Raw genomic sequence first — 12,334 nt, 5'->3', positions numbered from 1 at the left:
GGGAAAAATTATGTTTGATATCGGTGTAAACCTGACCAGCACGCAATTCGCCTCCGACCGGCAAAAGGTGGTTAAACGCGCGCGTGATGCGGGCGTCACCGGCATGCTTATTACCGGCACTAACGCGCTGGAGAGCCAGCAGGCTCAGCGACTGGCTGAAGATCAAGCGGGCTTCTGTTGGTCTACCGCGGGCGTCCATCCTCATCATGCCAGCGAATGGTCAACGGAAATTGCCAGCACCCTACGTCGCCTGGCTGAAAAACCGGAAGTGGTTGCCATCGGTGAATGCGGACTCGATTTCAATCGCAATCTGTCGGCTCATGAGCAGCAGGAGTATGCGTTTGATGCGCAGCTGGCTCTGGCGGCAGAACTCAATATGCCGGTCTTTCTGCACTGCCGCGAAGCCCATGCGCGTTTCGCTGCAGTGCTGGCGCCCTGGCTGCCAAAACTGCCTGGCGCGGTAATCCACTGCTTTACCGGCACGCGTGACGAACTGGAAGCCTGTCTGGGCATGGGATTATCGGTAGGGATTACGGGCTGGGTATGCGATGAGCGCCGTGGTCTGGAGTTGCGCGAGCTGCTGCCACTGATTCCGGCCGATCGCCTGCTGCTGGAAACGGATGCCCCATATCTGCTGCCGCGCGACATGCGTCCACGCCCGACTTCGCGCCGTAATGAACCCTGCTTTTTACCGCATATTGTGCACCAGGTGGCGACATGGCGTGGTGAGAGTGCTGAGGAACTGGCGACCCGCATCGACCATAATGCGCGGACGTTATTCAGACTGGCTTAAATCTTGCGGAACTGCTTGTTGTCGACGCTGCGCATTACCTGCTTGTTCAGCAAATTAAGCAACAGAATTGAGCGCGTTTCACCATCCGGCTCGGCAAAGATGGCGCGCAGCCCTTCAAACGTCCCGTCGGTGATGACCACTTCATCACCGCTTTGCGGCGTTTCAGGGTCAAGCAGGATTTGCGGGACGTCTGTTTCCAGCGCTTCAATCACGGCTGAAGGCACTGTCGCGGGCGTCGTGCCAAAGCGCACGAAGTGGCTGACGCCACGGGTGCTGCTGATCGTCGTGGTGTGAATGGCTTCCGGATCAAACTCGATAAACAGATAATTCGGGAACAGTGGCTCACTCACGGTGGTGCGTTTACCGCGCACGATCTTTTCCAGAGCGATCATCGGGCTGAGGCAATGCACTTCCTGCCGCTCCAGATGCTCCTTCGCGCGCAGTAGCTGTCCACGTTTGCAATAGAGTAAGTACCAGGATTCCATAACTGCTCCCATTGAATGGACGCTAAGAATAGCAAACCTGTTGCCAGAGTTATAGCGCAGGGGCAGGGTAAAGCGTCTCGCAAAGAAAATAAACTGAGACTTTTCTTAAGATGCCCGAGAGCAGCAGAAAAGGTGACTGAAAATTGACGTCTGCTATTGCTCTGTATCAGACTCAATGTCCATCACATCTGCAAAAGGATCCTCTGATGGAACTCTTTCTGTTGAGCAACGGCAAGCTGGCGGATGATGCGCCGCTGCTGGGCTATGCGCAGCCGCAACTGCACGCCATGATCGCCCGACGCGCTATCCGCTCGGCGGTACTGATCCCCTATGCGATTATTCGTGGCGATCAGCAGCAACGCGCCGCCGAACTCAGTGCCTCTCTGGGCATTCAGGTAGAGCGGGTTCAGGCATTCGCCTCACCGGCTGAAGCGATTGCGCAGGCAGAGCTGATTTTAGTCAGCGGCGGCAACACCTGGTTCCTGAATCAGATGCTGCATGAGCAGGGTCTGATCGGGGCGATTCAGCGCGCGGTGCGGGAGCGGCAGGTACCTTATGTCGGCTGGAGCGCAGGCTGCAACGTGGCGACGCCCTCAATCCGTACCACGAACGATATGCCGGTGCGCAGCAGCGTGGTGCTGCCTGCGCTGGGACTCTTTCCGGTGCAGATTAATCCCCACTATCTGGATGCCAGCGTCAGCAGTCATATGGGCGAAACCCGTGACGAACGGCTGGCAGAGTTCTGTGCAGTTAATCCGACTGAGTCGGTGATTGCACTGCGTGAAGGCAGTTTTCTGCACGTTCACGACAATCAGCTGCGCTATCACAGCGTGCGAAACGAAGATTTTAAACTGTTTCGCCACGGCGAGCCGATTCAGGGGTATCACGATGCCCGCGCGTTACAACCGCTGGTTCCCTTTCAGTGCGTATGACGCTGCCATATAAACCTCAGCATAACCGCTTAATCAGACCTATAATGGCCGATTCACTCTGGCCGGAAAGCTAAAGCCGCATGAAATATCACGATTTAAGAGACTTTCTCGCGCTGCTCGAACAGCGCGGTGAGCTAAAGCGCATTACCCAGTCGATCGATCCTGAACTGGAAATGACCGAAATCGCCGACCGCACTCTGCGTGCCGGTGGCCCGGCTCTGCTGTTTGAAAACCCGAAAGGGTACGACATGCCGGTGCTGTGCAATCTGTTCGGCACACCAAAGCGTGTGGCAATGGGCATGGGCCAGGAAGAGGTCAGCGCACTGCGTGAAGTGGGTAAACTGCTGGCCTTCCTGAAAGAGCCGGAGCCGCCAAAAGGCTTCCGCGATCTGTTCGATAAGATGCCGCAGTTTAAGCAGGTCCTGAACATGCCGACCAAACGCCTGCGCAATGCACCCTGTCAGGAAGAGGTGTTCAGCGGCGATGAAGTCGATCTGACGCGGATTCCGGTGATGAAGTGCTGGCCGGGCGATGCGGCACCGCTGATTACCTGGGGGCTGACCGTGACGCGCGGCCCGCACAAAGAGCGGCAGAATCTTGGGATCTACCGGCAGCAGGTGATCGGCAAAAATCGTCTGATCATGCGCTGGCTGTCGCACCGTGGCGGTGCGCTCGATTATCTGGAGTGGACGAAAGCGCATCCGGGTGAGCGTTTTCCGGTCTCGGTGGCGCTGGGTGCCGATCCCGCCACTATCCTTGGGGCCGTAACGCCGGTGCCTGATACGCTGTCAGAATATGCGTTTGCCGGTTTACTGCGCGGCAATAAAACCGAAGTAGTGAAATGCCTCTCGAACGATCTCGAAGTTCCCGCCAGTGCGGAAATCGTGCTGGAAGGGTATATCGAAGCGGGCGATATGGCGCCGGAAGGACCTTACGGCGACCACACCGGCTACTACAATGAAGTAGATAGCTTCCCGGTGTTTACCGTTACGCATATTACGCAGCGCCATAAGCCTATCTATCACTCCACCTATACCGGCCGTCCGCCAGATGAACCTGCGGTGCTGGGTGTGGCGCTGAATGAAGTGCTGGTGCCGATTCTGGTGAAGCAGTTCCCGGAGATCGTGGACTTCTATCTGCCGCCAGAAGGATGTTCATACCGGCTGGCGGTCGTGACGATTAAAAAGCAGTACGCGGGGCATGCCAAACGTGTCATGTTTGGCGTCTGGTCGTTTCTGCGGCAGTTCATGTACACCAAATTTGTTATTGTGTGTGACGATGACGTTAATGCGCGTGACTGGAACGACGTGATCTGGGCGATCACTACGCGTATGGATCCGGCCCGCGATACGGTATTAGTGGAAAATACCCCAATCGATTATCTCGATTTCGCTTCGCCCGTTTCCGGGCTGGGATCGAAGATGGGGATGGATGCGACCAATAAGTGGCCAGGTGAAACGCAGCGCGAATGGGGTACACCTATCGTCAAAGATCCTGCGGTCACCGCGCGCATTGATGCTATCTGGGATGAGCTAGGTATTTTTGATCAGCCGCCACAGCGTTGATGGCGAGCACAACCATAAAGACGACCCGACAGAGGGAACGCATGACAACGTTAAGCTGTAAAGTAACTTCGGTTGAGGCGATTACCGACACGGTCTATCGCGTTCGCCTGATCCCTGAAGCGGAATTCAGTTTTCGCGCGGGACAGTATCTGATGGTGGTGATGGACGAGCGTGACAAGCGTCCGTTCTCAATGGCCTCAACGCCGATGGAAAAAGATATCATTGAGCTGCATATCGGCGCGTCCGATCTGAACCTCTATGCCATGGCCGTCATGGATCGCATCCGTAACGATCGCCAGATTACGGTTGATATGCCGCACGGCGATGCCTGGCTGCGTGAAGAGAGCAGCAAGCCGCTGATCCTGATTGCAGGCGGCACCGGTTTCTCCTATGCCCGTTCGATTCTGCTCACTGCACTGGCGGAACAGCCAGAGCGCGATATCGCCATTTACTGGGGCGGACGTGAGCTCAAGCATCTGTACGATCTGGAAGAGCTGGATGCGCTGGCGGTGAAGCACCCGAACCTGAAGGTGATCCCGGTTGTCGAGCAACCTGAAGCGGGCTGGCAGGGCCGCTCAGGCACGGTACTGACGGCAGTGATGCAGGACTTCAGTACGCTGAGCGAGCATGAGATCTACATCGCCGGACGTTTTGAGATGGCGAAGATTGCCCGCGATCGTTTCTGTGCCGAGCGTGGCGCGGTGGAGTCACAGATGTATGGCGATGCGTTTGCCTTTATCTGATTCCCTGTAGCAGCCTGTAGCAGACAGAAAAAACCCGCCGATTTACTGGCGGGTAAATCTGACAAAGTAAGACTCAACGTATTACAGACGCTCGAATACGGTCGCAATGCCCTGACCCAGTCCGATACACATGGTGGCGAGGCCAAAACGGGCATCGCGTCGCTCCATAATATTCAGCAATGTCGTGCTGATGCGTGCGCCGGAGCAGCCCAGCGGATGGCCTAACGCAATCGCGCCGCCATTCAGATTGACCTTATCATCCATCCGTTCCAGCAAACCTAAGTCCTTGATACACGGCAGCGTCTGCGCGGCAAAGGCTTCATTCAGCTCAAACACATCGATATCACTGACGCTCAGTCCCGCCCGTTTCAATGCCAGTTTGCTGGCCGGTACCGGTCCATAACCCATTATCGAAGGATCACAGCCCACCACCGCCATGCTGCGGATGCGCGCACGCGGTGTCAGCCCCAGTTCACGGGCGCGTGATTCACTCATGACCAGTATGGCGGCCGCGCCATCTGACAACGCCGACGACGTACCCGCCGTGACGGTGCCGTTTACCGGATCGAAGGCGGGTTTGAGTGCCGCCAGTCCTTCGGCGCTGGTCTCCTCGCGAATCACCTCATCGAAGTCATAGCGTTTAAGAATGCCGTCGCTGTCGTGACCATAGGTGGCGACAATCTCTGTTGCAAAGTCCCCACGCTGGGTGGCCTGCCAGGCCCGCTGATGCGAACGCAGGGCAAATGCATCCTGCTGCTCACGGCTGATATGATGCATTCGCGCCAGCATTTCAGCCGTTAAGCCCATCATGCCTGCTGCTTTTGCCACGGTTCGGCCCAGACCGGGATGAAAGTCGACGCCGTGATTCATCGGCACATGTCCCATATGCTCCACGCCACCGATCAGACAGCACTGCGCATCGCCGACCATAATGGCGCGGGCCGCATCATGCAGCGCCTGCATTGAAGAGCCACACAGTCGGTTGACGGTGGTGGCCGGCACTGAATGCGGGATTTCGGCCAGCAGCGCAGCGTTACGCGCGATATTAAATCCCTGTTCCAGCGTCTGCTGTACGCAGCCCCAGACGATATCGTCCAGTGATGTCGGGTTCACCGCCGGGTTGCGGCTCAGGAGTTCGCGCATCAGGTGCGCAGAGAGATCTTCAGCGCGCACGTGACGAAAGGCGCCGCCTTTTGAACGTCCCATTGGCGTGCGCACCGCATCAATAATCACCACATTTTCCATCTTTTTGCCCTCAGGCGCTTTTCAGCGCGGCTTCATCAATCGGTTTGGCGGCGGGATACCAGCTTTCATGCTGATGGGCTTTCTGCACCAGCAGCGCAGGCAGGGCATATAAGCCACCGAGCGCGCTATAACGCCGGGCCTGATCCACCACATTGCTGTTGCCCAGGGTATCGAGATAGCGGAAAGCGCCGCCACGGAAAGGCGGGAAGCCGAGACCATAGACCAGCGCCATATCCGCTTCCGCTGGCGAGGCAATAATCTTCTCTTCCAGGCAGCGCACTACTTCATTCAGCATTGGCAGCATCATGCGATTCAGGATCTCTTCGTCGCTGAAGACCCGCTTAGGCTGGCAGACCTGCTCCAGCAGCGTATCCACTTCGGTATCAGCCACTTTTGTCAGCTTGCCCTTTTTATCTTCTTCCCAGCGCCAGAAGCCTTTGCCATTTTTCTGGCCAAAACGACCGGCATCAAACAGCAGATCGATCGCATCACGATAGTCATGCTTCATACGATCCGGGAAACCGTCAGCCATGACGCTTTGCGCGTGGTGCGCGGTATCGATGCCGACCACATCCAGCAGCCATGAGGGGCCCATCGGCCAGCCAAACTGTTTTTCCATCACTTTATCAATCTGACGGAAATCGGCGCCGTCGCGCAGCAGCAGGCTGAAAGCGGCGAAGTAAGGGAACAGCACCCGGTTAACAAAGAAGCCCGGACAGTCATTCACTACGATCGGGGTTTTGCCCATTTTGCTGGCCCAGGCCACCACTTTGCTCAGGGTCGCTTCACTGGTTTTCTCGCCACGAACCACCTCTACCAGCGGCATACGCGGTACCGGATTGAAGAAGTGCATGCCGCAGAAGTTTTCCGGACGCTGAAGCGCCTGCGCCAGCTGGCTGATGGGAATGGTCGAGGTATTGGAGGCCAGAATCGCATCCTCACGCAGATGCTGTTCGGTTTCCGCCAGCACTTTTGCCTTGATCAGCGGGTTCTCTACCACCGCTTCAACCACCACATCAGCCTGTTCAAAACCGGCGTAATCCAGCGTGGGCTGGATAGTGGCGATCACACTGGCGAGTTTGTTGCCGTCGATTTTGCCGCGTTCCAGCAGCTTATTGAGCAGCTTGCTGGCTTCGCTCATCCCCAGCGTTAACGCCTGTGGATTGATATCTTTCATTCTGACCGGCACGCCTTTCCACGCAGACTGGTAGCTGATGCCGCCACCCATGATGCCTGCGCCCAGTACCGCTGCCTGAGCGGGTGCGCCGCTTTCGCTGCCGCGCTTTTTCGCCAGACCTTTCACATACTGGTCGTTGAGGAAGATGCCGACCAGCGCGCGTGCTTCATCAGACTGTGCCAGCGGCACAAACGCTGCGGTTTCAAGCTTCAGCGCGTCATCGCGGCCAAGGCTGGCTGCAGCTTCAATGGTTTTTACCGCCATCAGCGGAGCGGGATAATGCTTGCCTGCGGTTTGCAGCACCATGGCTTTCGCGATAGTGAAGCTCATGGCCGCTTCAATCGGGCTGAGTTTCAGCGGAGCCAGCTTAGGGGCCCGGCGGGCGCGCCAGCTGCCATCAGTGGCAGCGGCCTTAAGCATGGTGATTCCCGCCTCACGCAGTTTCTCGCGAGACACCACGGCATCGACCAGACCGAGTTTAAGAGCGGCATTGCCATCGACATCTTTTCCCGCCGCAATAATTTCCAGCGCACTGTCGGCGCCCAGCAGGCGCGGCAATCGCACGCTGCCGCCAAATCCCGGCATGATGCCGAGTTTGGTTTCCGGCAGGCCAATACGGGCGTCCGCAGTAGCGATACGCAGATCGGTTGCCAGTACGCATTCACATCCGCCGCCCAGTGCATAGCCGTCAATGGCGGCCAGAGTCGGTACCGGCAAATCTTCCAGACGATTGAAGATGCTGTTGGCGTAACTCAGCCACTGGCTCAGTTTTTCGGTGGGTGCATCAAACAGTGAAAGGAACTCGGTGATATCTGCCCCTACAATAAAGGCAGGTTTAGCGGAGCTCAGCAGCAGGCCGCGCAGTTCTGGCTGCTGCTCCAGCACAGCTATTGCCTCGCCCAGGCTGGCGACAGTTTGCGTATCGAGCTTGTTGACCGAGCCCGTAGCGTCAAAAACCAGCTCGGCGATGCCATCGTCCAGCCAGTGAAGAGTAAGGTTAGCGCCTTGGTAGAGCATGTGCGTCTCCTGAAACCGCGAAAGGTGATCTGGTCATACCAGATGATCGTGAGTGTGGGAGCGATGTTAATTTTTTGCAAACTGGTCTTTGCTTATTTGCTAACAAGATCACAGCTGCGCCGACTTCGGCATCTGCGCAAGGGGTATGCTAAACTGCGGCCATTTCGCGACACTGGAGAGACGTCCATGGATTCACTGAAGACCTTGTATCACGCGCACATCGCCACGTTGCAACAACGGGCGCAGCAGGTGCTGGCACGCAATAAACTGGATGCGATGTTGATCCATTCCGGTGAGTTGTTGACGGTGTTTCTGGATGATCACACTTATCCGTTTAAGGTGAATCCGCAGTTCAAGGCCTGGGTGCCGGTGACGCAGGTGCCCAACTGCTGGCTCTGGATTGATGGGGTAAACAAACCGAAACTGTGGTTCTACTCTCCGGTGGATTACTGGCATAACGTTGAACCGTTGCCGGATAGCTTCTGGACCGGGGATGTCGACGTTATCGGCCTGAAAAATGCGGACGAGATTGCGCAGTTGCTGCCTGCACAGCGTGATAACGTCGCCTATATCGGCCCGGTTAACGCGCGTGCATCTCAGCTCGGCATCGCCTCTGGCAATATTAATCCCAAAGCGGTCATCGACTTCCTGCACTTCCATCGCAGCATCAAAACTGATTATGAACTCGCCTGTCTGCGCCAGGCGCAGAAGCTGGCGGTTGCCGGTCATCGCGCGGCGAAAGAGGCGTTCTCGGCGGGCTTAAGCGAGTTCGATATCAATCAGGCTTATCTGACCGCTACCGGTCATCGCGACACCGATGTACCTTACGGCAATATCATTGCGCTGAATGAGCACGCTGCGGTGCTGCACTACACCCGGCTGGATCATCAGCCACCGGCGAAACGCCATAGCTTTTTGATTGATGCGGGTGCCGAGTATCTTGGCTATGCCGCTGATTTGACCCGCAGCTATGCGGCGCAGAGCAGTTCGCTCTATGCCAGAATGGTTGAGGCGATGAACACTGAAGAGCTGGCCCTGATAGCCACGCTGAAACCGGGCGTACGCTACACCGATTACCACCTTCAGATGCATCAGCGTATTGCGAAGATGTTGCTGAAGTTTGAGCTGGCTCAGGGAATCAGCGAAGAAGCGCTGGTGGCTGAAGATCTGACCGGTCCGTTTATGCCACATGGCCTGGGGCATCCGCTGGGTCTGCAGGTCCATGACGTTGCCGGTTTTATGCAGGATGAGCAGGGCACCCATCTCGCCGCGCCAGCGCAATATCCTTATCTTCGCTGCACCCGCGTGCTGCAACCGGGCATGGTATTAACCATTGAGCCGGGCTTCTATATTATTGATTCGTTACTCAAGCCGCTGCGTGAAGGCCGTTTCAGTCAGCACTTTAACTGGCAGGCCATTGATGCGCTTCGGCCTTATGGCGGGATTCGTATCGAGGATAACGTGGTGATCCATGCGCATCGCGTTGAGAACATGACCCGCGATCTGCATCTGGCCTGATGGAGGCCTTTGATATTCCCGCTGTGCCAGTAAGCAGCATTGAGGAGACAATCAAAAAGAGTCGCTTCATTACGCTACTGGCGCACACCGAGGGTGCAGAGGCGGCGCGCGCGTTTGTCCAGCAGGTTAAAAGCGAGCATCCCACTGCCCGGCATCACTGCTGGGCCTGGGTAGCGGGCGCGCCGAATGATTCTCAGCAACTCGGTTTCTCTGATGATGGTGAACCTTCGGGTACGGCAGGGAAACCGATGCTGGCGCAACTGATGGGCGCGGATATTGGCGAGATTACCGCTGTGGTGGTGCGTTATTACGGTGGCATCATGCTGGGAACCGGCGGCTTAGTGAAAGCGTATGGTGGTGGCGTCCAGCAGGGGCTTAAGCAGTTGCCAAGGCAGCGCAAAGTGCCGATGAAGCTGTTCACTTTGCAATGTGACTATGCGCAGCTCAGTGATATTGAACGGCTGGTACAGCGTTTTGAAGGTAAGGTGACCGACAGCCAGTTTCAGGATCGTATTGCGTTGACGCTGGCTGTACCTTACGGACAGATCGACGGGTTCAAAAAAAATCTGTCAGACTTTAGTCGGGGCGCGTTATCGCTGATCCCGCTCACACCATGATGTTCATCTCTTTTATTTAAAGGAACGGCTGAATGCACTTTCGCGCCATTACCCGCATAGTCGGTCTGCTGGTGATCCTCTTTTCAGTGACGATGATTTTGCCCGGCCTGGTCGCCTTAATTTATCGCGATGGCGCAGGGCGGGCGTTTAGCCAGACCTTTATGATGGCGCTGGTGATCGGCTCGCTGCTGTGGTGGCCGAATCGCAAAAAGAAAACCGAACTCAAACCGCGGGAAGGGTTTCTGATTGTGGTCCTGTTCTGGACGGTGCTGGGCAGCGTAGGGGCGATGCCCTTTATCTTTGCCGAACAGCCGCATCTTTCGGTGACGGATGCGTTCTTTGAATCTTTCTCTGGCCTGACAACCACCGGTGCCACCACGCTGGTGGGGCTGGACTCGTTGCCTAAGGCGATTCTCTTCTATCGGCAGATGCTGCAGTGGCTGGGCGGTATGGGGATCATCGTATTAGCCGTGGCGATACTGCCGATTCTGGGCGTCGGGGGCATGCAGCTCTATCGCGCTGAAATGCCGGGGCCGCTGAAAGATAATAAAATGCGACCGCGTATCGCCGAGACGGCTAAAACACTCTGGCTGATCTACGTCCTGCTGACGATAGCCTGTGCGCTGGCATTGTGGCTGGCGGGAATGCCAGCGTTTGATGCTATTGGCCACAGTTTCTCGACTATCGCCATTGGCGGCTTCTCAACCCATGATGCCAGTATCGGCTATTTTAACAGTGGCACTATCAATACCATCGTGGCGGTGTTTCTGCTGATCTCCGGCTGCAACTACGGCCTGCACTTTGCCATGTTAAGCGGACGCAATCTGCGTGTGTACTGGCGCGACCCTGAGTTCCGCATGTTTATTGGCGTTCAGCTGACGCTGGTGTTGATCTGTACCCTGGTGCTCTGGTTCCATAATGTCTATGAAAGTGGCTGGCAGACGCTGAACCAGGCCTTTTTCCAGGTGGTCTCCATGGCGACGACGGCGGGATTCACGACCGACAGCATCGCACGCTGGCCATTGTTCCTGCCGGTACTGCTGTTGTGCTCCGCCTTTATCGGCGGCTGTGCCGGTTCAACCGGCGGTGGTCTGAAGGTGATTCGCATACTGCTGTTATGCAAGCAGGGTAACCGTGAGCTTAAGCGTCTGGTTCACCCCAATGCGGTCTACACCATTAAGCTGGGCAACCGGGCGCTGCCGGAACGTATCCTTGAAGCTGTATGGGGATTCTTCTCGGCTTATGCGCTGGTGTTCCTGATCAGCATGCTGGCGATCATCGCTACCGGTGTTGATGACTTCTCGGCTTTTGCTGCCGTTGCCGCGACGCTCAATAACCTCGGCCCTGGCTTAGGGGTCGTAGCTGATAACTTCACTTCAATGAATGACGTGGCGAAATGGATTCTTATTTCCACCATGTTGTTCGGGCGTCTCGAGGTATTCACCTTGCTGGTGCTGTTCACGCCTACTTTCTGGCGTGAATAATTAATAAGGATGCTGACATGAAAGCGCTGATTCTCTATTCCACTCGCGACGGACAAACCAGGAAGATTGCCTCTTCTATTGCTGATGTGATCCGTCAGCAGCAGCAGTGTGATGTACTGAACATTCAGGATGCCACTCTGCCTGACTGGGCACAGTATGATCGCGTGTTAATTGGCGCATCTATCCGCTATGGCCATTTTCAGCCGGTCGTCGATAAGTTCGTTAAACAACACCTTCATGAGTTGCAGCAGCGTACCAGCGGTTTCTTTTCGGTGAACCTGACGGCGCGCAAACCTGAGAAGCGCTCTCCTGAAACCAATGCCTATACGCAGAAGTTCCTGGCACACTCGCCGTGGCAGCCTGATTGCTGTGCCGTGTTCGCAGGCGCGCTCTATTATCCGCGCTATCGCTGGTTCGATCGCGTCATGATCCAGTTGATTATGCGCATGACCAGTGGTGAGACAGATTCGACGAAAGAAGTGGAGTACACGGACTGGCAGCAGGTAAGCACTTTTGCCAATGATTTTGCACAGTTACCAGGCAAATCGTAGCGAAATAGCGCGATTTGATGAAAATTACTGCGAACGATAATCTTTTCGTAATAAACACTTGTCAGCCCGCGCGAACTCCCTATAATGCGCCTCCACTGACACGGCAAACCGGAAACGGAAAACGGGTCAGGAGGCACAGGAGACTGCGCCGCCGGAGAAAAACTTCTGAGAAAGAGGTTGACTCTGCAGGAGGAAAGCGTAATATAC

Annotated in this window: 11 protein-coding genes; 8 read left to right on the top strand and 3 right to left on the bottom strand. The window is 56.1% G+C overall.

Annotation, left to right across the window (positions count from 1 at the left end):
* Positions 1 to 10 precede the first annotated feature (10 nt).
* Positions 11 to 793, top strand: coding sequence for a 3'-5' ssDNA/RNA exonuclease TatD (gene tatD / locus NR195_RS12280; protein WP_010257234.1), 783 nt, complete (start codon positions 11 to 13; stop codon positions 791 to 793).
* Here tatD and rfaH read toward each other — a convergent pair.
* A complete protein-coding gene (rfaH, locus tag NR195_RS12275) occupies positions 790 to 1,278 on the bottom strand; it encodes a transcription/translation regulatory transformer protein RfaH (RefSeq protein WP_010257230.1) in 489 nt (162 codons plus the stop codon). The genes tatD and rfaH overlap by 4 nt on opposite strands.
* 206 nt (positions 1,279 to 1,484) lie before the next feature.
* On the opposite strand from rfaH, the gene pepE reads away from it, so the two are divergent.
* From pepE to fre, 3 genes are all read left to right on the top strand, one after another.
* Positions 1,485 to 2,210, top strand: a complete 726-nt coding sequence (gene pepE / locus NR195_RS12270; RefSeq protein ID WP_022624874.1) for a dipeptidase PepE — start codon at positions 1,485 to 1,487, stop codon at positions 2,208 to 2,210.
* Between the two features lie 80 nt (positions 2,211 to 2,290).
* Positions 2,291 to 3,775, top strand: coding sequence for a 4-hydroxy-3-polyprenylbenzoate decarboxylase (ubiD, locus tag NR195_RS12265; protein ID WP_010257222.1), 1,485 nt, complete (start codon positions 2,291 to 2,293; stop codon positions 3,773 to 3,775).
* Positions 3,776 to 3,816: 41 nt separating this feature from the next.
* Positions 3,817 to 4,518 (top strand): NAD(P)H-flavin reductase, encoded by a 702-nt coding sequence (fre, locus tag NR195_RS12260; protein ID WP_256844565.1) that lies wholly within the window; start codon positions 3,817 to 3,819, stop codon positions 4,516 to 4,518.
* 81 nt (positions 4,519 to 4,599) lie between these two features.
* Here fre and fadA read toward each other — a convergent pair whose 3' ends face one another.
* Together fadA and fadB are read right to left on the bottom strand one after the other, a co-directional pair.
* Positions 4,600 to 5,763, bottom strand: coding sequence for an acetyl-CoA C-acyltransferase FadA (fadA, locus tag NR195_RS12255; RefSeq protein WP_256844564.1), 1,164 nt, complete (start codon positions 5,761 to 5,763; stop codon positions 4,600 to 4,602).
* A gap of 10 nt (positions 5,764 to 5,773) precedes the next feature.
* Positions 5,774 to 7,957: a fatty acid oxidation complex subunit alpha FadB gene (gene fadB / locus NR195_RS12250; RefSeq protein ID WP_256844563.1), complete on the bottom strand. Its 2,184-nt coding sequence runs from the start codon at positions 7,955 to 7,957 to the stop codon at positions 5,774 to 5,776.
* A 186-nt stretch (positions 7,958 to 8,143) separates the two neighbouring features.
* Between fadB and pepQ the strand changes: the two genes are divergently transcribed.
* From pepQ to hemG, 4 genes are read left to right on the top strand one after another with little or no spacing between them, the layout of a single operon-like run.
* Positions 8,144 to 9,475, top strand: a complete 1,332-nt coding sequence (gene pepQ / locus NR195_RS12245) for a Xaa-Pro dipeptidase (protein WP_010257210.1) — start codon at positions 8,144 to 8,146, stop codon at positions 9,473 to 9,475.
* The gene (locus NR195_RS12240; RefSeq protein WP_132499507.1) at positions 9,475 to 10,092 is read left to right on the top strand and encodes an IMPACT family protein; all 618 of its coding nucleotides are present in this window, start codon (positions 9,475 to 9,477) and stop codon (positions 10,090 to 10,092) included. Before pepQ ends, NR195_RS12240 begins: the two co-directional genes overlap by 1 nt.
* 32 nt (positions 10,093 to 10,124) lie before the next feature.
* Entirely contained in the window at positions 10,125 to 11,576 is a 1,452-nt protein-coding gene (gene trkH, locus NR195_RS12235; RefSeq protein WP_010257200.1) for a Trk system potassium transporter TrkH, read from the top strand.
* Positions 11,577 to 11,593: 17 nt separating this feature from the next.
* Positions 11,594 to 12,127: a menaquinone-dependent protoporphyrinogen IX dehydrogenase gene (gene hemG, locus NR195_RS12230; RefSeq protein ID WP_256844562.1), complete on the top strand. Its 534-nt coding sequence runs from the start codon at positions 11,594 to 11,596 to the stop codon at positions 12,125 to 12,127.
* Positions 12,128 to 12,334 lie beyond the last annotated feature (207 nt).

This window comes from Pantoea sp. Ft-CA_14, from assembly GCF_024520875.1.
GTDB classification, from domain to species: Bacteria; Pseudomonadota; Gammaproteobacteria; order Enterobacterales; family Enterobacteriaceae; genus Pantoea; species Pantoea agglomerans.
This window is presented reverse-complemented; position numbering and strand designations above follow the sequence as displayed.